At 61.7% G+C, this 25090-nt stretch carries 23 protein-coding genes, 1 tRNA gene and 1 pseudogene; 18 read left to right on the plus strand and 7 right to left on the minus strand.

Annotated elements, in window-relative coordinates; genetic code table 11:
• Positions 1–6: 6 nt before the first annotated feature.
• Complete coding sequence (locus HCN58_RS23725; RefSeq protein ID WP_376701211.1) at positions 7–702, minus strand: sugar transferase; 696 nt, start codon at positions 700–702, stop codon at positions 7–9.
• A gap of 600 nt (positions 703–1302) precedes the next feature.
• Here HCN58_RS23725 and HCN58_RS23730 point away from each other — a divergent pair.
• From HCN58_RS23730 to HCN58_RS23775, 10 genes are all read left to right on the plus strand, one after another.
• Entirely contained in the window at positions 1303–1446 is a 144-nt protein-coding gene (locus HCN58_RS23730; RefSeq protein ID WP_171581777.1) for a hypothetical protein, read from the plus strand.
• Positions 1447–1525: 79 nt separating this feature from the next.
• Positions 1526–2260 carry a metallophosphoesterase family protein gene (locus tag HCN58_RS23735; protein WP_171581778.1) on the plus strand — a complete coding sequence of 245 codons (735 nt, stop codon included), beginning with the start codon at positions 1526–1528 and terminating at the stop codon, positions 2258–2260.
• Positions 2261–2403: 143 nt separating this feature from the next.
• Complete coding sequence (locus HCN58_RS23740) at positions 2404–2991, plus strand: polysaccharide biosynthesis/export family protein (RefSeq protein WP_171581779.1); 588 nt, start codon at positions 2404–2406, stop codon at positions 2989–2991.
• Between the two features lie 299 nt (positions 2992–3290).
• Positions 3291–4712, plus strand: a complete 1422-nt coding sequence (locus tag HCN58_RS23745) for an outer membrane beta-barrel protein (RefSeq protein ID WP_171581780.1) — start codon at positions 3291–3293, stop codon at positions 4710–4712.
• Entirely contained in the window at positions 4693–7005 is a 2313-nt protein-coding gene (locus HCN58_RS23750; protein WP_171581781.1) for an AAA family ATPase, read from the plus strand. The genes HCN58_RS23745 and HCN58_RS23750 overlap by 20 nt, the downstream gene beginning before the upstream one ends.
• Complete coding sequence (locus HCN58_RS23755; RefSeq protein WP_311966855.1) at positions 7002–8396, plus strand: VpsF family polysaccharide biosynthesis protein; 1395 nt, start codon at positions 7002–7004, stop codon at positions 8394–8396. The genes HCN58_RS23750 and HCN58_RS23755 overlap by 4 nt, the downstream gene beginning before the upstream one ends.
• 19 nt (positions 8397–8415) lie before the next feature.
• Positions 8416–9489, plus strand: coding sequence for a glycosyltransferase (locus tag HCN58_RS23760; protein WP_171581782.1), 1074 nt, complete (start codon positions 8416–8418; stop codon positions 9487–9489).
• On the plus strand, positions 9482–10588 hold the full coding sequence (locus tag HCN58_RS23765) for an acyltransferase family protein (protein WP_171581783.1): 1107 nt from the start codon (positions 9482–9484) through the stop codon (positions 10586–10588). The genes HCN58_RS23760 and HCN58_RS23765 overlap by 8 nt, the downstream gene beginning before the upstream one ends.
• Complete coding sequence (locus tag HCN58_RS23770; protein WP_235983801.1) at positions 10588–11640, plus strand: acyltransferase family protein; 1053 nt, start codon at positions 10588–10590, stop codon at positions 11638–11640. Before HCN58_RS23765 ends, HCN58_RS23770 begins: the two co-directional genes overlap by 1 nt.
• Before the next feature lie 3 nt (positions 11641–11643).
• Positions 11644–13083 carry a lipopolysaccharide biosynthesis protein gene (locus tag HCN58_RS23775; RefSeq protein ID WP_171581784.1) on the plus strand — a complete coding sequence of 480 codons (1440 nt, stop codon included), beginning with the start codon at positions 11644–11646 and terminating at the stop codon, positions 13081–13083.
• A 22-nt stretch (positions 13084–13105) separates the two neighbouring features.
• Here HCN58_RS23775 and HCN58_RS23780 read toward each other — a convergent pair whose 3' ends face one another.
• The gene (locus HCN58_RS23780; protein ID WP_311966856.1) at positions 13106–14134 is read right to left on the minus strand and encodes an endo-1,4-beta-xylanase; all 1029 of its coding nucleotides are present in this window, start codon (positions 14132–14134) and stop codon (positions 13106–13108) included.
• A gap of 169 nt (positions 14135–14303) precedes the next feature.
• Between HCN58_RS23780 and HCN58_RS23785 the strand changes: the two genes are divergently transcribed.
• Genes HCN58_RS23785 through HCN58_RS23800 form a run of 4 tightly spaced genes read left to right on the plus strand, consistent with a single transcriptional unit; the run spans position 14304 to position 18079 of the window.
• Positions 14304–15206, plus strand: a complete 903-nt coding sequence (locus tag HCN58_RS23785) for a WecB/TagA/CpsF family glycosyltransferase (protein WP_235983803.1) — start codon at positions 14304–14306, stop codon at positions 15204–15206.
• The gene (locus HCN58_RS23790; RefSeq protein WP_171581786.1) at positions 15203–16480 is read left to right on the plus strand and encodes a glycosyltransferase; all 1278 of its coding nucleotides are present in this window, start codon (positions 15203–15205) and stop codon (positions 16478–16480) included. Before HCN58_RS23785 ends, HCN58_RS23790 begins: the two co-directional genes overlap by 4 nt.
• A gap of 10 nt (positions 16481–16490) precedes the next feature.
• Positions 16491–17672: a glycosyltransferase family 4 protein gene (locus HCN58_RS23795; RefSeq protein WP_171581787.1), complete on the plus strand. Its 1182-nt coding sequence runs from the start codon at positions 16491–16493 to the stop codon at positions 17670–17672.
• Positions 17669–18079 carry a hypothetical protein gene (locus HCN58_RS23800; protein ID WP_171581788.1) on the plus strand — a complete coding sequence of 137 codons (411 nt, stop codon included), beginning with the start codon at positions 17669–17671 and terminating at the stop codon, positions 18077–18079. The genes HCN58_RS23795 and HCN58_RS23800 overlap by 4 nt, the downstream gene beginning before the upstream one ends.
• A 23-nt stretch (positions 18080–18102) precedes the next feature.
• Here HCN58_RS23800 and HCN58_RS23805 read toward each other — a convergent pair whose 3' ends face one another.
• On the minus strand, positions 18103–18924 hold the full coding sequence (locus HCN58_RS23805) for a class I SAM-dependent methyltransferase (protein ID WP_171581789.1): 822 nt from the start codon (positions 18922–18924) through the stop codon (positions 18103–18105).
• Positions 18925–19482: 558 nt separating this feature from the next.
• Here HCN58_RS23805 and HCN58_RS23810 point away from each other — a divergent pair.
• Positions 19483–19833 (plus strand): hypothetical protein, encoded by a 351-nt coding sequence (locus tag HCN58_RS23810; RefSeq protein WP_171581790.1) that lies wholly within the window; start codon positions 19483–19485, stop codon positions 19831–19833.
• 19 nt (positions 19834–19852) lie between these two features.
• Here HCN58_RS23810 and HCN58_RS37175 read toward each other — a convergent pair whose 3' ends face one another.
• A complete protein-coding gene (locus tag HCN58_RS37175) occupies positions 19853–22174 on the minus strand; it encodes a glycoside hydrolase family 113 (RefSeq protein ID WP_171581791.1) in 2322 nt (773 codons plus the stop codon).
• On the opposite strand from HCN58_RS37175, the gene HCN58_RS23820 reads away from it, so the two are divergent.
• On the plus strand, positions 22168–22461 hold the full coding sequence (locus HCN58_RS23820; RefSeq protein WP_171581792.1) for a hypothetical protein: 294 nt from the start codon (positions 22168–22170) through the stop codon (positions 22459–22461). The genes HCN58_RS37175 and HCN58_RS23820 overlap by 7 nt on opposite strands.
• Positions 22462–22525: 64 nt before the next feature.
• On the opposite strand, the gene HCN58_RS36815 is transcribed toward HCN58_RS23820, so the two are convergent.
• From HCN58_RS36815 to HCN58_RS37490, 3 genes are all read right to left on the minus strand, one after another.
• Positions 22526–22786, minus strand: a complete 261-nt coding sequence (locus HCN58_RS36815) for a DUF4167 domain-containing protein (protein WP_171581793.1) — start codon at positions 22784–22786, stop codon at positions 22526–22528.
• A gap of 1076 nt (positions 22787–23862) precedes the next feature.
• Positions 23863–23939: transfer RNA gene (locus HCN58_RS23830), tRNA-Met, on the minus strand.
• Positions 23940–24229: 290 nt separating this feature from the next.
• On the minus strand, positions 24230–24448 hold the full coding sequence (locus HCN58_RS37490) for a hypothetical protein (RefSeq protein WP_376701212.1): 219 nt from the start codon (positions 24446–24448) through the stop codon (positions 24230–24232).
• Between HCN58_RS37490 and HCN58_RS37495 the strand changes: the two are divergent.
• Both HCN58_RS37495 and HCN58_RS37500 read left to right on the plus strand, forming a co-directional pair.
• Positions 24392–24562 (plus strand): annotated as a pseudogene (locus HCN58_RS37495) (GMC family oxidoreductase N-terminal domain-containing protein); the annotation flags it as partial. The gene HCN58_RS37490 and the pseudogene HCN58_RS37495 sit on opposite strands and share 57 nt — an antisense overlap.
• 20 nt (positions 24563–24582) lie before the next feature.
• Positions 24583–24918, plus strand: coding sequence for a GMC oxidoreductase (locus HCN58_RS37500; protein WP_376701204.1), 336 nt, complete (start codon positions 24583–24585; stop codon positions 24916–24918).
• Positions 24919–25090 lie beyond the last annotated feature (172 nt).

Below are 25090 nucleotides of genomic sequence, written 5' to 3' on the forward strand. Positions count from 1 at the left end.
AGTCGGTCAGAATCCGCTTCCCGACAGGAATTCTTTGCGGATCGTGCGGATGATGATCATGATGTCCATCCGCAGCGACCACTTCTCGATGTAATCGAGATCGTAATCGATCCGCGAAACGGCGGGACCGAACTCGGCCGTGCTCCCCCTGCAGCCGCTGACTTGCGCGAGCCCGGTAATGCCCGGCCGCGCCGTATGCCGCTGAAAATAATATGGCACGAGGTCTTCGTAAGGCAGATCCGCTGCCAACATTCCCGGCACATGCGGCCGGGGCCCGACCAGCGACATGTCGCCCTTGATCACATTGATCAGTTGCGGAATTTCGTCGAGGCTGGTCTTGCGCAGAATTCTTCCGACCGACGTCACGCGCGCGTCGCCCTGGATTGTCTGCCTTACGCCACGCACATCGCCTGCATCCGCGCGCATGGTGCGGAACTTGTAAATCTTGAAGCGGCGATTTCGGTAGCCGTAGCGGTATTGAAAGAACAGCACCGGGCCGGGCGACGTCGCCTTTATCGCGATTGCAATCACGATCAGGAGAGGCGTGAAGAACAGCAACGCGCAGCTGGCCGCCATGACGTCAAAGATGCGCTTTGCGATCGATGCGGACGGTTCGTTTCGCGCCCTTCGTCGCGACCGCCGGCGGGCCCGATACGCGCTGTGCGTACCGCCGCCGGCAAATTCGACAGGACGGACTGATATCTCAGTTCGCTCCCTCCGAATCGGAGCAACGTTGTTCCGATCGAAGTTGGCTGTCACGATGGAGGCCATGACTCTCCTCTCTGCGGGAACCGGATTGTGATCAAGCATTCGAGTTGCTCGACAACGAGCGTGACGCTTTCGCAGCAGCGAGCGTCCGCACTTCGCAGTCGCTAACACTTTCCAGAATTTTGAGCGAAATTTGGCGCGATTGCGAAACTGTGCCGCACTACGACGGAACTGAATCGTTAACGAGATTTGTGCGGCGCGATATTCCGGTTTGTTCGGAGATGCTTAGCCTCGACTTGCCTGGTTAATGGGCTGCGCGTGACTCGACGCTGCTATGCATAATGGAAAATCGCGGAACAAATTCCATCGTCCGATTCTCGACGCATGCAGCGTCGCTGCACGGGCAACAAATGGCCGTCACGCCGTTGTTCTGAACGAGGTTGCTATCGAAAGCCAAGCGATCCGCTATAGCCCGACGAATGACAGTGATTGAGACACACGGGCTGGTGCGACGGTCGCAACGCTTCGGACGAAAATAGAGACGGCAGCGATTCGCGAGCCGTCCACTTAGCGGAACGCTTCCAGGAGGCGCTCATGATGGCCGAACGTCTGGAAAGCCGTGCGTTGGTGCCGCACGATACATTGTCGCCCGATCGCAGGTTGAGGAACCGCATCATCATCGCGAATGCGATCGCGTGGATTGCGATCGGGATCCTGATCCGTCTGCTCCTTTACTAGTCGTCTACTAGTGGCTGCATCTTGGCCCGTTGCGTCATGGATTGACCGCCGCGCGGTTCCATGATCGACATCTTATATCATGCACCGATCGCCCGCGGCATCTTCGCGCTCCGTTAACGCTTCAGCGCCTGCCGATACACGCATCTATGCGGTCGGCGACATCCACGGCCGGGCCGACCTGCTGAGCGAGATCATTGCACGCATTGACGACGATATTCGGCGCAGGCCGATCGCCCACGCTATCGAAATCTATCTCGGCGACTACGTTGATCGCGGACCGCACTCCAAGACAGTGATCGATCTGCTCACGGTCAGACTCGTTGCCAATCGCGCAGTGTGTCTGCGCGGCAACCACGAAGCCGTGATGGAAGGCTTCCTTCAGGATCCCGCCATCCTGCAATACTGGCTGCAATTGGGCGGCATGCAGACGCTTGCATCGTATGGAGTCGAACTGCACAACGGAACCGAGACGGCAAACGATCTGCATCGCCGCTTTCTCGACGCGTTTCCGCGTACTCACGAACTGTTCATGCAATGTTTGCGCACTCAGTTCAGTTGCGGCGACTTCCTGTTCGTGCACGCCGGCATTCGTCCGGATGTCCCGATCGAGCATCAGGATGCCAACGATCTGATCTGGATTCGCGATGCATTCCTCAACTCCACGCGGAACCACGGACGATTTGTCGTGCACGGTCACACGCCCGTTGCGCATTCGGATATCCGACACAACCGAATCAACATCGATACTGCTGCGTGGCGGACGGGAACGCTGACCTGCATTGCCATCGAAGGATCGACGATTCTCTTCCTGTGACTCGCATGTCCTGTGACTCGCGTGCAACGACTCGTTAACGCATGCGCGCATATTGGGCACATGGAACTTCGTCATCACATTCTTTCGCCGTTTTTACTTCCATATGATCCGCGGCTGTTACGTGCATTCATGGAGATGCAGCTATGCAGCAACGGTCGTCCAGCGCCGGCCCGACGCTTCCCTCTCTTCTCTTCGTCCTTGTAATAGCCGGCATCAGTGCCGGATTTTCGATTCGCGCTTCCGCGCAGACGCCGCCGTCGGCATCGTCTGCGGAGCGCTACATTCTCGGCCCGAACGATCGAATCAGGCTGAAGGTCTACGGCGAACCCGACATTACCGGCGAGTATGAAATCGACAATGGCGGTCAAGTTTCGATTCCGCTCGCCGGCCACATCAAGGCTGCGGGCGCGACGACGCGGCAGCTTGAAAAAGCGATCGCATCCGCGCTTGCAAAGGGAATCGTGCGCGATCCGCGTGTTAACGTCGAGATCGCGCAGTATCGCCCGTATTACATTCTCGGCGAAGTGAAGAAGAGCGGCGAATATCCATACCGCAATGGATTGACGGTGATGGATGCGATCGCAAGCGCGGGCGGCTTCACGTATCGTGCCAACGAGAACAAGGTCTTTCTCCGCCGTGCAGGTGCCGGTGCGGAAGAGACCTATCCTCTCGATGCTCCCGTTCCGGTCTACCCCGGCGACAACATTCGGATTCCGGAACGCTACTTCTAGCGTCTCGGAATTGCAGATGGGGTGCATGCCGCTCATGAGCGGATGATGGCGCGTGTGTTGCGCTGTTGTCACAGTTCGCATTTTGCACATGCGAAATATTTTGCGACGCGAGGAAAACTTTTTTCGGCGAGGCGCGTTGCAAGCGAGCGCATCACTTCAATCTCACAACTCAAAAACCTTGCGCCCGCGTACCGAGTATGAGGCCTGCCGTTCTTATGCGCAGTCGACGATCATTATTTGAGCGATGGGCTTCGCCCGATAAGTGTTCGCCGCCTTCGCGTTCCCGCAAGGGATGGGTGATGGGATTCGAGTCTGCATCGCTGAATTCGTCTGAAGGAAGCGGAGAGCGATCCCGCTCCATAGGCGCGCCCGGCCGATGCCGCTTCAACCTGTTGCCCGCGCCGGCGGCGGCCATCCTGCTCGGTCTCGGATCGTCCGCGAATGCGCAAGCCATTCCGTGGACCAACGGAGAGTTCGCTTCACCCTGGAACGCGCAGAAAATCTTTGAACCTTCATCGCTGCCGGACAGGACCGATCCGGACAACCGCGAAGAGATACCGCCCGAGGACATGCCGGTGAAAAAGCGACAGCAGCCTGGCTATGAACCCGTCGGTATTCGCGCCGGCTCCTGGATGTTCAACCCGTCGCTGACCGCCGGCACTTTTTATGACAGCAACGTCTTTGCCTCGAACACCACCCAGCGTTCCGACATCGCGGCGGTGATTGAGCCGACCCTGCGCGCGCACTCGCTATGGGGAAGGCACGGTGTTGATCTGAAGCTGGATGCGCAGCAGACCGTCTATAACCAGAATTCAAGCCTGAACCAGACCAATGCCAGCCTGAAGGGCAACGGCTGGATCGACATTACGAAAGACACCATGCTGCTGGGCAGCTTTCAGATCGCGCATCTGAACGAAGGCGTCGGCACGCTCAGTTCGCCCAGCAATGCCATCTCGCCAACGCCGTACAACCTGATGTCCGGCGACGTCACGCTGCGCAGGGAGTTCAACCGGCTGACGACGTCGGTCGGCTTCCGCACCGATTCCTACGACTACCAATCGACGCGCGCACAGGACGGCAGCGTCATCAACCAGGATGCCCGCGACGGGCAGATCTATGCACTCCACAGCCGGATCGACTACGCGATCTCTTCCACGCTCGGCTGGTTCGGCGGCGTCGAAGGCAATCAGCGCGACATCAAGGGAACGCCGGGCCACACCCTGGACTCGCAAGGCTATCGCGCGCTGTCCGGAATCACTGTCGGGCTGAGCAACCTTATCACCGGCGAATTCGGCGCCGGTTACGTCCAGCAGCGTTTCGACGATCCCTCGATCGGCATGATCGAGGGCCCTTCCTATCGCGCGCGGCTGACGTGGCGGCCCACCCGCCTGCTCGACGTGCATTTCAATGCCGAACAGCTCGTGACGCAGACCACCGATACCAGTGCCACCGGCGTGCTTGCGAACGCGGTTCAACTCGGCCTCGACTACGAACTGCGGCGCAACGTCATCTTGTCACTCGCAGGCGGCTACGAGAACGACCGGTTCTTCGGCCAGATCCGCAAGGACCACGTGCTGACGTCCGACACGCGCGTCAAATATCTCGTCAACCGCTTCGGCGCCGTTTCCGCCTACTACCGCTACACCAAGCGCGACAGCGACATTCCCGTCTTCACCTTCGACAAACACCTGGTAGGAATGAATGTTACAGCGCAATTCTGACCTGCCCTATGTGGTCCCCGACGAGCCTCCGGTTCGCCAAGCAGAAGGCTGGCAGTATCCGAGCGTCGATCTGCGCGAGATGGGCCGCATTCTGCGCCGTCGCTACAGGCTGGTGGTACTGCCGGTCGCCGTCCTGCTCGGGCTGGCGCTGACCTACCTGATGCTCGCGACCACTTTATATACGGCAACATCGACCGTGCTGGTCGATCCGCGCCGCGCCAATGTCGTCGAGACCAACCAGTCCGTGCTGTCGAATTTTGGCACGGACGACGCCACCATCGAAAGCCAGACGCTGCTGATCCAGTCGGTGGCAATATTGATGCGCGTCGTCGGCAAGTTGAAGCTGACGGAAGATACGGAATTCACGCCCAAACCCGGCCTCCTCGATCCGATCAAGCGGCTGTTCAGCAGCAGCGGACCGAGTGACGGTGCAAGCCCCGAAGACGCCGCGAGAGCGCGATCGGTCGAGATCCTTCAGAAGCGGATGAAGGTGACGAGGCAGGGCACCACCTTCCTGGTCGACATCGCCGTCAGCTCGGAATCGCCGCAGAAGGCCGCAACCATCGCAAACGCGGTTGCGGACGCGTATTTCGACGAACAGGTTCGCGCCAAATACGATGCCACGCGCATTGCGGCGAACTGGCTCAACGGTCAGATCGACGAGTTGAAGTCGCGAGTCGTTGCATCCGAGAAGGCGGTCGAGGATTTTCGTTCGGCCAACAACCTGACGGTTTCGCAGGGCGTAACGCTCAACGACCAGCAGATCACCGACCTCAACAGCAAGCTGATCGCCGGGCGCGCGCAAACGGCGGAGGCGCGAGCAAAATACGAGCAGGTTCAGGACATCGCAAAATCCGGTGGTGATCCCGGCGGCATCAACGCGGCCATTTCCTCGGAAATGATCACCAAGCTGCGCACCCAGTACGCCGACATCGCCAAGAACGAGGCCGACCTATCGAGCAAATATGGCGCGCGTCATCCCCTCGTCGCGAATGTCCGCGCCCAGCGGCGCGACACGCAAAAGCTCATCAACGAGGAAATCCGCCGCATACTGGAGAGCACGAAGCACGACTATGACGTGGCGCGTTCGCGCGAAGCGTCACTGCAGCAGAGCCTCGACCAGCTCCAGGGTGTGTCCACTTCATCGGGCCAGGCTCAGGTGCGCTTACGCGAACTGCAACGCGAGGCCGAGGCCAACCGCACGCAGTATGAGTCCTATCTCGCACGTTCCAAGGAAACGACGGCGCAAGAGAGCCTGGAGATGCCCGACTCTCGAATTGTGACCAAGGCCAGCATTCCGATCAGGCCGTCATCGCCGAAGACGATGTTGATCCTGGGCCTTGCCGTGATGCTCGGGCTCGGGGCGGGCAGCGTGCTGGCTTTCCTCGCCGATTATCTCGACGGCCGCATCAAGACGCTCGAACAGGCCGAAGCCATTGCGGGCGTGCCGGCCCTTGCCGCGGTTCCGCTGATCGGTGCGCGAGAGTTGGCCCGGCTCGCCCGGCGCGGACGCAGCGAACTCGACAGTTACGATCCGAAGACCACGAAACTGCTGCCGCCGGCGCTGCAGCCGCCCTTGACGCGCTACGCGATCGACGAGCCCGGCACGTTCTTCGCGGAGGCCATCCGCGCGGTCCGCCTGTCGCTGCAACGGACGATGCGGTCGCAGCCGGTGAAGGTCGTGCAGGTCACCTCGGCACTCGACAGCGAGGGCAAAACCACGCTTGCCATCAACCTGGCGCAGTCGCTGGCAACCCTCGGCATCCGAACGCTGCTCATCGATGGCGACCTCCGCAATCCACAAGTGACCCGCTCACTGTGTCCGCGCGCCGACGCCGGACTGCTGGAAGTCGCGATCGGACACGCCGCCCCGGAGCGCGCCATTCTCGTCGATCAAAGCACGGGGCTTTCCATTCTGCCGTCGACCAGGATCAAGCAGGTCGAATACATCACGGAGCTGATGTTCTCCGACCGCATCGTCGACGTTCTCGATCACTTCCGTCACCGCTACGAATTGATCGTGATCGACTCACCGCCGCTGGTGCCCTTGGTCGATGGCCGCGCGCTCGCCGAACTGGCCGACCGCATCATTCTGGCGCTGGCCTGGGACCAGACGCCCGGCGAAGTACTGTCCCATGCCATGGACCTGCTGTACCCCGTCAGCGACCGGATCATGGGAACGGTGCTGACCCGCGTCGATCTCAGCCGCCTGCAGTTCTATGACTATTACCGCAGTTCGGCTTACCTGAAGCCGTATGGCACCGCGGGCCTGAATGCCGGAGCCGCGCGGTGAGAGCGCGCGGACCGTTGAACGGATCGGCCAGTATCGCACGGGTGCATCGCCGCCCCCTTGCCCCATCACGGCCGGCTTCCCATGCGCACAGGCGCATCGCGAATGCCGACGCCTTCATCGAACGGATCGCGACCGGCTTGATGCTGCTGGCCGTCATGGCAACATTCACGCTCTCGTCCTCCGTCCTGACCAACTGGAAGATCCACTATTTGACGGCGGGCGGAAACTTTTACGAAAAGCTGCACCCGACGACCTATTTCACATTGCTGGCATTCTCTCTTCTACTAATGCGTAGCCGCGGCCCGGTCGGCGAGATCAACCGGATGTTTTCCGAATCCAAATTGCTGCTGGCCTATCTGCTTTGCTGGCTGTTTCTGCTGGTCCAGGTGATCGTGCTCGAACGCCCGTTCACGGTCATCATTGACACGTTTCTGCTGCCGATCCTGATCGCGCTGGTGATGTGGCAGTTGTCGGCTGCGCAAAAGCGACCGCTGGTCTGGGCCATTCACCTGACGATCCTGCTGAACGTCGTGCTCGGATACTATGAGTATTTCTCGGGGCATCGGCTGATCCCGCTGACGCTCGGCGATGTCGTGGTGGTGGGAGAATGGCGCTCCGCGGCGCTGCTGGGTCACCCGCTCACGGCATCCGGCATCGTCGGCGCCTACGTGCTCGCGCTGGTGCTCCGTCCGGCAATCTGCCCGCCGCTCCTGATACGGCTGCCGCTGATCGCATTCTGCCTGGCATCGCTGATGGCCTTTGGCGGCCGGACGTCGCTGGTCACGGTGCTGGCGATGATCGGGCTGGTCGGGGGCTTTGAAGCGATCCGCCTGATGCGCGGAAAGCGAACGCCGCTTCCCGCGGCCATTCTCGCCATCTGCGTGCTGTTTGCCGCCGGCGCCATCATCTTCGCCGCATTCGACCTCGGCATTTTCGACAAGATGCTGCTGCGCTTCTCTTCCGACAAGGGCAGCACGCTGGCACGCTTCGCCACCTTCAGCCTGCTCTCGCATTTCGATTGGAACGAACTGATCCTCGGCCCCAATCCGGTCCGGGTGAATGCGCTGCAGTCGCAGCTCGGCCTCAATTACGGCATCGAGAACTTCTGGATCTCCTCCATCGTGCAGTTCGGCCTCATCCATACCGTCCTGCTGACGGTCGGGCTGGTCTGCTTCTTCGTCGAATTACTGCGCCGTTCGAGCGCTGCGGTATGGGCGATCGTGCTGCTGATCGTCGTCATCGCGGCGAGTTCAGTGAGCTTCTCGTCGAAGAACATTCAGCTCGCGCAGTTCGTGATCCTCATTTCGGTCCTGCTGCCGCGCGAGCAGCGGCGCGTTGCCGCGTCCCCGCAAGTCCGCACGCCTGTCACCTACCGGTCCGTTCCGGCATAACTTTAGGATGCCCTTTCGTATGGCCATCTACGTCGACAACACCCACCTCGGACGCCACGTCACCGGTCTGGAACGCATCACGCTGGAGCTGTTCTCCGCTGCAGCGCTTGCGCCGCTCGACATCGTGCCGGTGACGGCGCGGGGTCTTCGCCAAATGCTGACGACGCAAACCCTGGGTTTGCCGATGCGGCTCGCCGCTTCGTCTTCCATCCTGCTATGTCCCGGCTTTCCGCCGAGTCCGTTGCTGCGGCCGTTTGCCTCGCGGGTGCTGCCCTATATCCATGATGATTTCCTGATCACGCGGCGCGCTGAGCTCAATATGCGGGCGCGGCTTTACATGGCCGGCCCCTTCAAGCTCGCGTTGCGCCACTACCCGCGCTTTCTGGCCAATTCCGGCGATACCAGGCGCAAGCTTGCCGCGCATTGCCGGTCCGATGCCGAGGTGACGCTCTATCGGCCCGCGGTGCGCAACGTGTTCGGCCTCGACCCCGGACAGCGCGGCGAACGGAGCGCGCAGCCCCGGCCGCTTCGGCTGATCGCGCTGGGCACGGTCGAACCGCGCAAGAATTTTGCAGCGGCGGCGAAAATTCTCGGCGCGTTGCGCATGCAGGGATTTCCGGAAGCGACGCTGGATATCGTCGGGAGGCCGGGGTGGGGCAACGACTGGCAAGCCCTCGAGAAGCAGCCGGGCGTTACGCTGTACGGATATCAGTCGGCCGACCGCGTCAATCAGTTGCTTGACGCCGCCGATCTGTTCATCTGCACCTCCCATGACGAAGGCCTGGGATTGCCGCTGCTGGAGGCGCAATACGCCGGCCTGCCGATCGTCGCCCCCGATGCCTCCATCTTCCGCGAGGTGCTCGGCGAGTCCGGCATCTTCATCGGTACCGCAGATCCCGCTTCGGCGGCCGCGAGGATCGCGGCTGCGCTCTCGAACGAGGATTGGCGCGCCCGGTACGTGGCGCAGGCAGTACGGAATCTGGCGCGCTGGAACGATCTGGCCCGCGGCGACCGCGAAAATGTCATCAGCCTGATCGCCCGCCTTGCTCACCTCGAGGGAAGCGCAAGTCCGGAGTACCGCCGCCTTGCATGACACCAGCGCCACAAGGCATCAGGATGGATTGCGGATCATTGCGGCCGGCGCCGTGGTGATCCTTCATTATTCGGATTACTTCAAGGACCTGCCTGTCGGCCGGTTCATGGTCGCGCACACCTGGCATTTCAATCTGTTCGTGGACCTGTTCTTTGTGGTCTCCGGCTTTGTCATCGCGCGTCAATATTTCGGCCGCCTCGACGACGCCGCATCGATCGGCCGCTTTCTCTGGCGTCGCCTCGCTCGCATCTATCCGCTGCATCTCGCCACGCTTGCCTTCTATGTGGCGCTTGCCGGCGCGCTCCATTTCGGCGCCGCCCGAACGGACAATCCGGCGCGTTACCCGCTCTCCGATCTGCCCGCGCAATTCCTGCTGCTTCACGCATTTGTCGGCGAGCGCCTGACGTTCAACTTCCCGAGCTGGTCTCTCTCGGCGGAGATGTTCTGCTATCTGCTTTTTCCGCTCGTCGCGCTGATCGCGCAACGCCGCAAAGAGGCGGTCGTTGCGCTCGTGGTCCTTGCCGCGATCGCCAATTCGCTTTGGGCATCGGCCGCCGGAACGGCGCCGTGGGCCGACTGGATCAACCAGGGCGGCGCCTTCCGGGCGCTGCCCGCCTTCAACCTTGGCATGGCCTGCTATCTGTTTCGCGGCCGGATCGCACAGTGGCCCAAGATTCCCGGCGCGCTGGCGGCAGCGCTGACGGCGTTTATCGTGTTCGGCTCCCTGCTGCCGACGATGACGGCACTGCTTGCGATCTACGCCATCGCAATCCTCGCCATTCAGGCGGACAGCGCCGGCCGCAACACGCTGCTGTCGCGGTTCGGCTTCGATCGCTGGTCGCCGCTGACCTATTCCTGTTACATGCTGCACATCCCGGTTGCGACCGTCGTCATCACCCTCGGATCGCGCCTGCTTTCCTTGTCGTCGCATGAAAGGCTGCTTCTGGCGCCGATGGCGCTACTCATTCTTGCATTCGCGAGCGTCGTCTCGCTGCGTACGTTCGAAACGCCGCTGCGGCGGTATCTGACCGAGGCTTACGACCGCCGCGCTATCAGGCGCGGGCCGCCTCCTGCGGTCTCGCAGCAGGAGAGCGCATGATGACCGTCGTCGAACGCGTATCAGCAAACCCGCCATCCCTGAGCGTCGCGCATTCGCCGGCCCAAGCCCGCGACGGCGTCCTCGACACCATGCGCGGCATCGCCATTCTGATGGTGATCGGCATCCATTCGTTGCCGCAGCCGCTCGATGCCATCTGGGTAAAATCACTCGACGCGGCACTGCGGCCCTGTGTGCCGGTGTTCCTGTTCGCCTCCGGGTATCTCACGGCACTCTCCGGCCGCGTGCCGCTCGCAAAGCGGCTGAAAGCGGCCTTGATTCCTTACGCGATCGCGTTCGCCGCCGCCTACAGCTACATGGCCGTGCATAATCCGGCGATGGATCATCGTATCGGCACGACGCTCGCCCGGTTCGGACTGGGATATGTGTTCGTCTACTACTACGTTTTCGTCTATGTCTGCTGCACGCTCGGTCTGTGGCTCGTCTTTGCGGCCGGCGGTGATGGCCAGCCGGCTTCAAGACAACGGATCGCCACTGTGCTGCTGCTCTCGATCGGCTGCGGTTTGCTTGCCGGCAGTTATCTCGACCCGGCCATGTCCAGGGTCGGAGCGTCGGACGCACTGCTCGACGAAATCCGCATGCGCGACATTCCGTTCTGGTTCTCGTTCGTCGCGCTCGGCGCGCTGACCGCAATATTCAAAGACCTGCTCGAACAGGATATGCGTCGCGCGCTCCTTGGTGCCATGCTGGCCGCCTATTTGTTCTACGCAGCCGTACGCATTTTCAATCTTGGCGACGCCGCTACTTACGACTCGACCGCCTTTCTCCTCTATGCAGCTCTGTTTTGCGCTGCAGTGTTCGCGATCCAGCCGAGATCGCCGCTACTCGGGTGGATTGGCTCGGGCAGCTACTTCATCTATCTCTGGCACATCTTCATCGTCATGGCGCTGCGCGATCATACCGGGCTGCGCCAACTCGGCGGCGTCGCCAATTTCGCTATTTCCTGCGGCCTGACCGCCCTCATCAGCACGGCCGCACTGCTGGCCGTCCGGCAATTCGCCTCGCCCCGAATCTGCCGCTGGCTGGGAGCGTAGACCATGCTCCTGAAGCACACCCTGCTCTATCTGCCCGCGCAGTTCGTCGGACCGCTGTTCCAGCTTCTGGCGATGATCGTATGGACGCATGTTGTTGACGAGCACACGCTTGGCGTCATCACGCTGATTACGGCCACCCACGAATTGCTGCAGATCGGCTTCCTCGCCTGGTGGTCGCAATTTGCCTTGCGTTTTCTCGGACGTTACCAGGACGTCAACGACGCGCCTCGCTTCTATCGTACCGAAAACGCGGTCTTGCTGGCGTCCCTTGCGTTGCAAAGCGCCGCCGTCGTCGGAATTCTGCATCTCGTCATCGCGCCCGGCGCCGGAACGGGACTTCTGCTGGCCACCGTCGCCTATGTGATAACCCGATCGCTCAACCTCTACATCGGCGAACGCGCCCGCGCGCGGCAGCAGATCCGGGTCTACACGATCCAGCAGGTGTTTGGGCCATCCGTCGGATTCGTCTTGGGCCTAGTGTTGATCAAACTGCTTGGCCAATCGCCAGATTGGCCACTTGCAGGTTACGCCGCCGCGCAACTGGCGGCCGCGGTCATCGTCCTGCCCTGGATCGGCTGGAGCCACCGACTGTGGCCAATCGACCGGGAGATCGTGGTTCACGCCCTGCGCTACGGCCTTCCACTGATTGTCGGCGGCGCGCTTGGCTGGGTCGGCCTCAATGCGTCGCGCTTCATTGTCAACGAAATGTCCGGCGTGGCCGCCGCCGGACTGTTCGCCGTCGGCTACGGCCTCGGCCAGCGGGCCGCGGCAGTTGCGGCCATGCTGGTGACGGCAGCGGCGTTCCCGCTGGCAGTGAAAAGCATGGAGCAGCACGGCGATCAGGCCGGGATGCGCCAGCTCGCCAACAACAGCGCCCTCCTTGTGGCAATCCTGGCGCCGAGCCTCGCCGGCATCATCATGCTGAGAACAGAGATCGTCCATCTCCTGATCGCGGCGCCATTCCAGGCGGTGACGCTCGCGATCCTGCCGCTCTCCACGCTCGCCGGCGCAATCCGCAACCTGCGCGCCCATTTCGGCGACCAGGTCTTTCTCCTGCAAAACCGTACGCGCTGGATGATGGCGATTGCCGCAATCGACGCGTCGATGACCGTGGCGTTGAGTGCCTTGTTCCTGCCGCGATGGGGACTGCCCGGCGTCGCCGGCGCCACGGTGCTGGCCGCACTGGCTGCCGCCATCGTCAGTTTTTCAATCGGGTTTACACGGTTTGGCCTGCGCCTTCCGGTCGGCCATCTCGTACGCATCGTAGTGGCCACCATCGCCATGGCGGCCCTGCTGCGGATATTCCCGGAGGCCCGAACGATGCCGGTTCTGGCGGCGCACATTGCGGCAGGCTCCGCCACCTATTTCGCAGCGCTTGCCCTGCTCTATGCACCGTCGCTGGTGCGTATGCTGCGGCCACGCCCCCAGCATTCAGGGGCGTGAGCGCATTCGACGCGATCAGCGCCTACGACTTCCTGGCATTCTCGAACGCGCGTGCCATCGCGAACCAGAGCGGCTTCTTCTGCATCGACGAATCGAACGGAAGCGGCCGAGGCAGCCGTTGCGCGAGGGGATCCTTCTTCTTCGCCGCATCGGTGTAGAACGAGTAATTATCGGCAAGTTCCCACGCGATCACCACCTTGACGGCAGGAACGCGCAGCACGTTGTTCAGGTACTTCTCGGCCGTGTCGGCGATCATGGCATCGCGCGCTGCGATATCGTCCGGAAAGGTATCGTCGCGCACGTCGAACTCGGTCAGATAGATCTCGACACCACGTCCGGCAAGCGCGTGAAGGAATTCGGCAAAGCGCCCGGGGTCGTGCGGGTAGCGAGGCTGCAGGTGACTTTGCAATCCGACGGCATGCAGCGGCACTCCGGCCTGCTTCAATTCGTCGACCAACTGCAGCAGGCCGCGGCGAACAGTGAGGCCCACGTCGTCGTCGCGCTCGCTCTGCGCCTCGTTGAGAACCAGTTTTGTCTTTCGGTCGACCATCGCCACGCGCTCGAAGGCGCGACGCACGTAGCCGGTGCCGAACGTGTCGTACCACGGACCGAGCCTGTAACCTCCCGGCGCCTTGTGCCCCGGCCAGAACGGTTCGTTGACGACATCCCATGAATGCAGCTTGCCTACATAGCGGGCAGCAACTTCCTCGATATAGGAATCGAAAAATCTCTCACGCTCGGCGCCGCTCATGCTCTTGATCCATTGCGGAACCCATTCGTTCCAGATCAGGCAATGACCGCGCATTGGAATGTTGTGGCTTGCACAGAATTGCAGCAGACGATCTGCGCTCTCGAACCGCTTCGGCCCCGGCTGCGGTGCAATGGTTCCCATCTTCATCGCAACGTCTGTTGTGACGATGCGCGCCTGCGTCTGATACAGCTCGCGATACGCAAGATCCTTCTCGATCACCGGGCCTGCAGCCGCGCCGAACACGATCCCGTTACGAGCCGCAATGGTGCCGAGACTTTGCGCAGGCTGCGCGGCGAACACTTCCTTCTCGCACGAAACAACACTTGCTCCTGCGATGAGAGCGAGCGCATCTCGCCTCGACCACTCCTGCATAGCTGATCTCCATGATGTGAATGATTCGCCGCGACGTCTCGTCATTCGTAGCGCGGCATCGCCATCGTTGCGTCGCATTAGTTCGATTTCGTGACGAATGTCGGTCAAGAAAATTTTCGACACGCAGTTCCCATCGCGAAGCAACGCGCCTGTCGATGGTCCCCCACGAATGCGTCCCTCGATTACATCATCAGCAGGAGTCGACATGTTGGAACCACCAGCGCAGTTGCAGCCCAATCTCACTGTCGATGGGATAACGATCAATGTTCCCTCGCTTCCGGAGGCTGTGTCGTCGATCGTGTCAGCCGCGCAAGATGGCGACAACTTCAGTGTCTGCACGCTCAATCTAGATCACGTTGTCCAGCTTCAACACCACGCCAACTTTCGCGCGGCCTATCGCCGTGCCCGATTTGTCACCGCCGACGGGTTCCCGATCGTCGTGCTGAGCCGCCTCATGGGTACACGAATCGAGCGCACGACCGGTGCCGATCTTGTCGAACCGGTTTGCGCGGAAGCCCGCAAGAAAGGACTCCCGGTCTTTCTGCTGGGCGCAAACGATCTCACGTTGAACGTGACGGCGCGCCGTTTGTCAGAACGATTCCAGGGATTGCAAATCGCGGGATGCTTCGCGCCGGGACCGGGGTTCGATCCCTATTCCAGCGAAGCCGATGCTGCGATCGAGCGCATTCGCGCCTCGGGCGCAAGACTATGCTTCGTCGCGCTCGGCGCGCCACGACAGGAGCTGTTCGCGGCGCGATGCCTCGACGAGCTGAATGGAACCGGCGTGTTGTGCATCGGGGCCGCACTCGATTTCATTGCCGGCACACAGAACCGCGCGCCCTCCATCGCGCGCAGAACCGGGCTGGAATGGGCGTGGCGCATGCTGCGCGAGCCGCGCCGGCTCGGCCCTCGCTATATCAAATGCATGAAAGTTGTTCCGCGTCTTGTTGCGCGAACCATTCCGCAAATCGTCCAGGCACGCATGAGGAAAGCGGCATGACTTCAACATTGACCTTGGCGCTACGGGCGCGAAATGCCAACCGGATCAAGCCACGTTACCAGATCTGCCTGATTCACCCGTTCGATCCGCGCGGCCAAAAGGTCGGCGGCCTCGAAACATACATTCGCGACTTCATTACCTTTCATCCTGTTGACACCGATATCCTCTTCATTGGCGTCGACTCGACGGGCGAGCTGGAGCTCGGCCGGCTTCATCGGATGACGTTCCGAGGCCGCGGCTTCGACTTCCTGCCGATCCTGCACTACTCGGACCAGCAGGCGCGCGAAGCGGCTCGCAGCATCCGCACGTCTCTGACCGGACAATTCTTCATGGCACTGCTCCGCCACTTCGGCCCGATCGCAAGGCTGATCCGCGCCAGACGATGCTCGGTCGATCTGCGGCGGGTGGAATTTTCCTGGCTGCCGGCGATCCTGCGGCTTCCGTTCGTGCAGATGCTTCACGGCGAGGGCGCGCCGAAATTGCAGATGGATTCGCTGCTCCGGAAATACGCCTTCGTTCACAACACCGGCGAGCGGTTTGCCGTGGCCATGAGCGAGAAATTTCTCTGCGTCAACCCGTTCATCACCGAGCGATTGCAGCGAACTTATCCGCGCCGCAAGGACAAGATCGACACGCTCTGGACGTGGGTCAACACGGACATCTTCAAGCCGCAACTCTGGCCGCTGAAATCGTCGCCGTTCCAGATCGTGTTCGCTGGCAGGCTCGACGAATTCAAGGATCCGCCGCTGATGTTTCGCACGATCGACCGCTTGCGGCAGCGTTTGAACGGCGGTGTGCGGTTTCACTATATCGGCACCAGCGACCCGCATCGCTTCGAGGAATTCGCGGCTATCGAAGACATCACTGTCCGCCACGGCTTCAAGGACGCCGCCGGCATGGCGGAGACGCTGGCAAGTGCCCATGCCGGCATCCTGACCTCTGAATTCGAAGGCATGCCACGTTGCGTGCTTGAGACCCTGGCGGTGGGCCGTCCTGTCGTCGCCATGCACCTGCCGCAACTCGAATCCGTGATCCACTCCGGCGTCAGTGGCTATCTGGTGCCGCGGAGCGGCAGTCGCGACGACGTGGTGGACGCGCTGGTGCAGCGGTTCGTCGACATCAGGAATGCCATCGAAGCGGGCACGATCAATCCGGTGCAAATCGCCGACTCCATCAAGGCGTTCACGCCAGGCACCCAGCTCGCGCGGGTCTTCCGCTATCATCATGAAATTCAGGATGCCCGCGGACTTGCCGCCGCGGCGCCCACCTACTGAGGGCGCCGGGTTGAACATTCTTTTGTTGACCAGCGAGTTCGCCCCCGCGATGGGCGGGATTGGGACCTACGCCCGCGAAATCGCGGCGGCCGCCAGCCGGCTCGGCGCGAAGGTCACGGTGGTCGCGCCCGATTACGCGCGGCAGACTGCGGACGACGACCGCACCCTGCCCTTCGAGGTGGTTCGCTACAGCGGCGGTCTCCACTCGATGCGCGACATGCCGCGCAAGATCATGCTGGCACGCCGCAACGTCGGCGGCCATCAATACGACGTGATTCATGCCGCCGATTGGCCGTTCTTCATTCCGGTCGCGCTTTCGAGATGGCGAACGCCGGCGCGGGTCTTGATGACGGTGCATGGTACCGAGATCAATGAAACGCAGACGCCGCTGAAGCGCATGGCGATCCGTGGCGCCGGGGTGTTCGGGCCGCGGACCGAGGTCGTCGCCAACAGCCGCTTTACCGAGACGCTGTTCCGCGAACGGTTTGCCGTCGACCCGCGCCGGATCAGCGCAATCAATCTCGGCGTATCGGAATTCTGGTTCGGCGGGCGACGGACGCGCCGGGAGATTCGCCTGGCCCATCGTCTGCCGGAAAACCGGCTGGTGATGATCACGGTGGCGCGGATCACGCGCCGCAAGGGGCATCATCTGACGCTTGCTGCGCTATCACAGCTTCCTGACGATCTGCGCGATCGCATCACGTGGCTCGTGATCGGACCGGACGGCGAAGCCGATTATGTCAGCGATTTGCGGCGGGATGCCCGCCATGCGGAATGCGACATTCGTTTCCTCGGCCCGCAATCGAACGAAGACATCCGCGATCTCTATGCGGCATCGGATTTCTTTTGCTTGACGGGTCTCCCCGACACGACCGGCCGGGTGGAGGGATTTGGGTTGGTCTATCTCGAAGCCGGAGCCGCCGGCCTGCCGAGCGTTGCGACCGAAGTCGGCGGCGTGCCTGACGCCGTGCTCGCCGACGAGACCGGAATTCTCGTGCCGCCGTCCGCGGAAAGCATATCGCAGGCGATTGCGGAGCTGACTTCAGATCGGGGCTTGCGAGCGATTCTCGCAGCAGGCGCCTCGGCCCATGCCCGCGCCCTTTCGTGGGAACGATGCGCGGCGACAACGTATGGCCTTTCCTATGCGGGCAAGCGGGCCTCCGCGGATCGCGCTCTGGGAATAACGGCATGAAGCTCGCGGTCGCGACCGCGATACTGCTGACGCTCGCGACCGGCGCAGCGCGAGCGGATAACGAGAACTGCCGCAAGAGCCGCGAGTTCCTCCTGGGAACGCCCGGCGACCTGTCCCTGACGCCCCAGGCCTATAACGACCTGTTCAAGATCTGCCTCGCAACCGCTGCCATGCCCAATGTGAAGGATGCGTACATCCTGCGGGACGGCGGCATCGCGGTGATCCCCAAGCAGGACAGCGTTTCGGCGACCGCCGCCACGCTGGCGCAGTTCTGCGACGCCTATCCTCGCGGCGTGCTGCGCTTCATCACCCGCAAGGAACAGCCGTCCATGCGCTCCGTAACCGACGTCGCACGAATGTCATCGACCTCGTCGACGCCGTGCAAAAAGATTAAAGGCGTTTTGTAGAATCGCGCGCCATCCGTCGAAACTCACTTCTGCCGGTTGTAATAGTCCGGCATGGCGTGCGGATCCATCGCCTGTTCGGCCCGTCGCCCGAGAAAGAAGAAGCCGCTGGCGGCGTCCGCTGCGGCTCGGCCGCGGCCGAACGCATCGAGATATCTGATCCAGAAGAACGGCAGCACGATCAGGCGCGACAGCTTGTTGCCCGCGCCGAGCGCACGCGCGAAATAGCGGATCGACCATTCCAGCGCCACGCCGGCGCCGCCGACCGGTCCGGCGCTGATTTCGGAAAATCGCCTGAACAGCCAGCGGTGACCGCTCTGCGTGAAACGCGAGAAGTCATAGGCCCGCTCGTGGACCTGCTGCATGAACGGCGTCTCCGCGTAGACCACGCCCTCCAGCCGGAGCACCCGATGCAGTTCGGCAACGACGGTTGTCGGCTCCAGCACGTGTTCCAGCACCGCCTGCACCCAGACGCCATCGAACACGCCGTCTTCGAAGGGCAATCTGTGGGCATCGGCGACCAGCACCGTGTGCGGCGATGCATAGACGTCGGTGCCGACGAGTTCGATGGAATCGTCGCGATAGAGCTCGTCGGCGCCCAAACCGATGGTCCCGCCTCCGACTACGAGCACGGCAGGCCGCTTCGACTCCCGCTTCAACAGATCGATAAATTTCATGCTGTTGGCGACCGCGACCGGATTGCCCCCGAAGGTAAAGCGATGCAGACGCGATCCGATGGAACGTCGGCTGACGTCCCGCTGCAGCGCCGAGCCGTTCTCGGCGCCATACATTTTTCGATCGAAAATGCTGGCTGCAAAGTCGATCAAAACCGGCTGGGCGCCGATCATCGGAAACCCGGCCCTGCTATAATCACAGGCACGGTTCGAACAAGACGGCTGTGACCACACGTTCCGCAGCGACGACGAACAGCGGGGACAGCGAAGACGCTTTTTCCAGTGCGCGGGTTCCGTATTCGCTAACGAATGGTCGACGGCAGAAAGCTGCAAAGAAGGACCTCATATGTCATTTCTTCTGCCCTGCCCCGCTTGTGGCTCGCAATCGAGGCTATTTCGAATGCGATGACAGCGCAACAACGCGTGGACCGGGAACAACTCGGATGGTTGCAATTTGGATGTCGCGGGAAGCTGCAGCCAGATGCCACCGTTGGGCTTGCGGAAACGCAACGCACGAACCCGCCCTGCCGTTTCGAGCAAATTTTAGGATTTATCGAAATACCTTCCAGCCGGCTCGTTCCGCGTAACCCGCTGTTTTGGCGACATCGGCCTCAGCCGACGTAACCCGGCATTGACGAGGCGATCGATTGGAGATTTGACAATTCCCGCCCCCAGAGGAACCTTGATCTACTGGGCCGGCTTGTCATCTGATGGATCGAGGAGTTCTTCTGCGTGTCTGCCCGCGAACCATCGCAGCGACCGGAGGGATCCGGTTCGCTTCAGGTTTTCGTCCTCGACATCGATCGGCGGCCGACGCTGGCGTTCGAAGCGACCAGCCTTGCGGACGCGCAGGAAATCTGCCGCGATGCCGACCTGCTAACCGATCTGGCCGCACTTACCTCGGACGGTGTCCCGGTCTGCACGCCAAGTTCAACGCTCAGCCTCCGGGCGGCAGCGCAAGAGGAGATCGCAGCGTTCCGCCATGCGGTCGATCGGGCCCCGGCATCCGATCAGCCCACAATGACATTTCTGGTCAAGATCGACGGTGTCATGGTCGTAACGATCGGCCCGGAACAGGCCTGAACCCAGCGCATCCGCCCGATCAGGCGAAGAGCAGATGATCCGCCATCAGAAACGCCGCGCCGGCGAGCGTGACGGATGGGTCATGACCGGGATCGATGACAGCACCGAAGCCGGAGAGATGCGCGACGTCGGCGGCAATCGTGGATTCGATCTGGACGACCTCGCGACCGATCGGCCCCTCCGCCTTGAAGGCGCTTACCTCATGGTGTCTGACGGTCTCGCTGAAAACGAACGTACCATGGCCTACACTGCTTGGGATGTCGCCGGCAGCAGTCGAGGTCAGAGTGACACCAGCCGGATGGGCCTTCACGCCTCGCCCGCCGTCATGATTGTCGAAGGCTGTCGCGGCCCTCCGTGCGGTCCCCTCGAATTCCAATTGAGAATGCGATGCGTCGAGGATGAACTGATCGCGGAAGCTGCCGGCGAAGTGCTGCACAAAGTCCAGCAGATGACGCGCGGCATGAGGGCGGACACTTTCGACCGCATCATCGCCGTCGACCGGTGGCGAAGAGGCGGAGTTGCCGTCTGTCGCCAGCATTTTCAGCATGCTGCCGGAGCTCCGCGCCATGCTGGCGAACAGCCCGCTGGTGTCGATCACGTCGTCGGCGAACTGCAGGAATTCAAGATGTGTGAGATGATCGGTGCCGTCGCGGCCCGCGATGCGGTCGTTCACCACCAGTTGGCCGTCGACGACCGAGATGTCGTAGTCGCGTGCGTTGCCGGAAAATTTTGCCGTATCGATGCCTTCTCCACCCTCGATGGTGTCGTCACCGGCGCCGCCCGTGAAGAGATCATTGCCTGCGCCGCCATCAATCACGTCGTTGTCCGTCGCCGCGCCGGAAAGCCAATCCTGGTGGCTGGCCATATCGACATGGAGATTGTGGACGTAGAGATCGAACGTGCCCGGCGAGCTTGCATTGGCGGCATCAGCCGGCGTCAGCGCGACGCCGTTGATCAGGAAATCCTTGATATGCAGCGCCCGCCCTGGTGTGGCGTTCGCCAGGTTGATGTCGATGGAGGCAATTGCACCGAAATCGACGAAGCTTATCGTGAAGGTCTGGTATTCAGATGGGTCCGCGGCCGGCTTGAACTCCATCAATCCGGATACCGGCTGACCGTCGAACTTGATTTGGGCTTGGGCGCCGACACCGCCGACCACCGAGCCGTAGCCAACGAGGGTAATTGTCGTTACCGCCAGTTTGCCGCTGGTCGCGGGACCGCCGACAATGATGTCCGCACCGGCACCGCCGTGAATGATGTCATCGCCCAGCCCGGCATTGATCGTGTCATCACCCCGGCCGAGGTCGATGAGGTCGGCGACGGCCGATCCTCTTGTAGCAAGATCGGGCACGGCTCCGTCGCCATGAAAATACTGCGAGACGATCGCCTCGGCCGGCTTTCCCATCACGGAATAGCCCGTGCTGGAATACTGGTTGTTGAGATCCCATTGCCAGAGCTCGACTCCCTTGAACCAGCCGCCGCCATGCGCCGTCCAGACCTGGAAGAGAGCGTTGAAGGCGTCCGCCTGCTCCAGCAGGTCAGGCGTGCCATTGCTGGTCCACGATCCCGGAGAAATGGCGGTGCCATCGATGCTGCGATAGCCGACCTCCGTCATCAGTAACGGCTTGTCGTATTTGGTCGCGAGCGAATGGAGAAAGTCGACCGGCGATTTGTAGTCGAACGCCGCTGCGTAATAGGCATTGACCGGAACGGCAGTCCAGGCGTCGACCAGATCCTGCACGGTCGGCGCAGTGCTGGCCGTCAATGGCGGATAGGTGTTGACGCCGATCGTGTCGAGCTGATCCCAGAAGCTGACATGGGAAGCTTCATCGGTCGCCGCTGCATAGGTCAGTTCGCCATGATAGACCTCGCGGACCGCCGCAATGAGATCGATCCAGTAGCCGCGATACTGCGCGCCGGACAGGCTGTTCATCTCGTTGCCGATCGCGAACATCTCCACGCCGCCGGCCTGCGCGACGCCAGCGAGATGCACGATCTCAGCCTTGTAGGACGCGAAGAAGCCCGCGACATCCGCCGGCGCCAGGCTCGATACCCTGGTTCCGTTCAAGGTCGAGAGCGAGGCCTTGAACAGCACCGACAGGCCGGCGTCATGCGCGGCCTGAAAGCCTGTCAGCAGGCTGGCGTCGCTTTCGGTCTTGGTTGGTTCGGCAAAGACCGAATTGGACGTTCCGGTCTGTGTCCAGATCCTGGCCGTGAGCTCGATCGAATTCGATCCGAGCGACGCAATCTTTTGAAATGCCTGCTTGGCCGAGGCGCTCGAGAATTGCCCATTCCATTCGGACAATGCGCCAAAACCCTGAACCTCGAAAATGCTTGCCACGCCTGCGTCCCACCAATGTGCGACGGATAGCGCGAGGAATTTACGTTCAGCTTAAGATCACTTGGTGTTTCTACGCAGGAGCCGTCGATTTTTTCAGCGAGCTTCACAGCGCTGAACGATTGTCCTGGCAAGTTCCGGCGCGGGAACTTCGCCGCTCAATCCGTGCTCAATGCCTTGCCGAACCAGCCCACGAATTTCCCGCCCAGAGCAAGGCGTTCTTTCTGCCATTGATGAAGGAATTCATTGCTCGCCGCACCGGCGCGCGCGGCGCCAACCGCTGGCGCTAAATCGACACGTCGTCCGCAACGAGGTTTCCGTCCTAAGGTTCGCGATTGGAGAACGATTGCTTCATCATCCGCTGTGTCTCAGCCGCTGCTTGGGCCGAATTGCCGGCGGCGGCGACAGCCGCCCGCCGTGCGCCTCATCGTGCATCGACCGCAAATAGTGCTCGGCGTGCTGAAGATAATTTTCCGCTGCGATCAGATCGCCCTTCAGCGCTTCGGCGCGAGCCAACTCGACGTAGCGCTCATAATTCCTCTGTGCATGCTGAGGCTGCCTCGGCAGGCGGGTGCCGACGATTTTGCTTTTCCGTGACCGTGTTCTTCTCGGCATTGTGGCAGCTGTAAAATTGATCTGCGGCGCAAGGTTGCGGCCTTCAGGAAGAGCCGCGGCGATTGCGAATTTGACTGCAAGGCACCGAAGCGAACGATGTCCGCCGCGAGCTCGAACTTGCCGCGCTATCGCCGACGACGCGCTCTGGTCCGGGCTGCCTTTTTGGCTGCCGCAGAGCGCCGCGCCGGGCCTTTGGTCTTTGCGGCCTTGCGAGCCGCCGCTGAGCGGGCCGAGGCGGAGCGACGCGAGGCGGCGCTTCGTGCTTGTTTCGACAGTGCTGCACGCGACGCCGTGCCACGTGGTTCACGCTTGAGGGTCTGCGATACAGCACGTGAAACGCGCGGCTGGCGTCGGGTCTTTCGCTTGCCCTGGCCCGCCTCATAGGCGTATTCGGCGCTTCTGCGGGTCGTTGCCTTGGCCTTGCCTTTTGCTGGCGGACGGAGGGGAACGCCAGCACGCCGTGCCTTGGACAGGCCGATTGCAATCGCCTGCTGTGGCGATCTCGCTCCATGTTGGCCGCGGCGGACTTTGCGAATCTCCTCATGCACAAACTCGCCCGCCTGGGTAGTTGGCGATTTGCCCGCGCGTTTGTCCCGCTTGGCCTTCTGCACTGTTTTTCGCTCTGGCATGATCGTCTCCAGTTGGTCGTGCGTCGCCCCGCGAAACGGCGTTGCCAGTGGCCGTTCTCTCAAGACACTAACGTTCGACCACGGGAAATGGTCCCGCCGGCGCGCTAGGCGAGTTCCTCGCGAGCACCAATGATGCCCCGATCTGCCGGAGGGAGTCAGATCGGCCGCAGGGCCAGCACCCCTCCAGTCGTCCAGCAGATCGTCGGACCCGATTCATCAAGCGCACGAGTCCGGCGTGGCGGCACGGCCCGCCGATGCAGGTATTTGCGCCAGTCGGTAAGCATCTTGAAAAGCTGTATCGCAAACCTCTGACCGAAGCGCTCAACCGGCCGGCACGCGACGCTGGTACGGCGAATTGGGCACGATCTTGGGATGGCCCGCCGGGACCATGGAAAGTCCACCAAACGAAAACTCCCGCAGCATCAGCTACGGGAGTGTCGGTATCATTGGTTGCGGGGGCAAGATTTGAACTTGCGACCTTCAGGTTATGAGCCTGACGAGCTACCGGGCTGCTCCACCCCGCGTTAAACCGTTGCATTGCCTTTAAAAAACCGGACCCGACGTGAAAGCCGGCCAACGCGTGTTTGCGCCGATCGATCCCGTCCGGAGGCTTCCTGAGAAGGCGACCCGGGCAAGGCCATCGGGTGCGAGGGGTATGTATCAACGTCGCCCTGCTTTGGAAAGGGGCAAGAAGGAGCTTTTGCAGATTTTATGACAGCAAAAACGAGGGGTTGGAGCCTCAAAACCGGCTTCCGGAACCACTCTTGCCATAAACGCCGCAAAAGCGGAGTTTTGCGCCCCAAGGCGCGGCCCGTCAGGTCGCCAGAACAAAAAATTCGGGGGGATGGGGCGTGACCAATATCTTCGATTTCGTCGTGGTGGGCGGCGGCTCCGGCGGTTGCACGGTGGCGGGACGGCTATCGGAGGATCCGAACACGTCAGTGGCGCTACTCGATGCCCGCGGCAGGAACGACAATTGGGTGGTCACGACGCCGTTCGCACTCGTGCTGATGGTCGCCGGCAACGTCAACACTGGGCTTTCAGCCCGTGCCGCAAAAAAGGCCTCAACGGCCGCATCGGCTATCAGCCGCGCGGAAAGGGGCTCGGCGGCTCGTCGGCAATCAACGCGATGGTCTATACCCGCAGCCACCGCGCCGACTACGATCAATGGGCCTCGCTCGGCAATACCGGCTGGTCGTTCGCCGACGGGCGTTGCAGAAGAAGGAGATGTTCATGGAAGGCGTGCATAGCGATGATGACATCCGCGACCTCCTGTGCGCCCGCGTCGACACCGTCTATCACCCGGTCGGCACTGCCAAGATGGGCGTCAACAATCCGCTCGCCGTGGTCGATCCGAAGCTGAAGGTGTACGGCCTCGATGGATTGCGTGTGGTCGATGCCTCGATCATGCCGACGCTGATCGGCGGCAACACCAACGCGCCGGCCATCATGATCGGGGAAAAGGCCGCCGATATGATTAGAGCGGAGATGCGGGCGAATTGATTGGCGCCATGTCCTCCGTCATTGCGAGGAGCAGAAGCGACGAAGCAATCCATCTATCCGTCATGCCGCGGCATGGATTGCTTCGCTTCGCTCGCAATGACGTTGAGAGAGCCGATTTCCGGGATCGCAATATGCAATATCCGCACGCCTCGGCGGCTTATCAGCAGCATCC

This window comes from Bradyrhizobium australiense (assembly GCF_013114825.1).
GTDB classification, from domain to species: Bacteria; Pseudomonadota; Alphaproteobacteria; order Rhizobiales; family Xanthobacteraceae; genus Bradyrhizobium; species Bradyrhizobium australiense.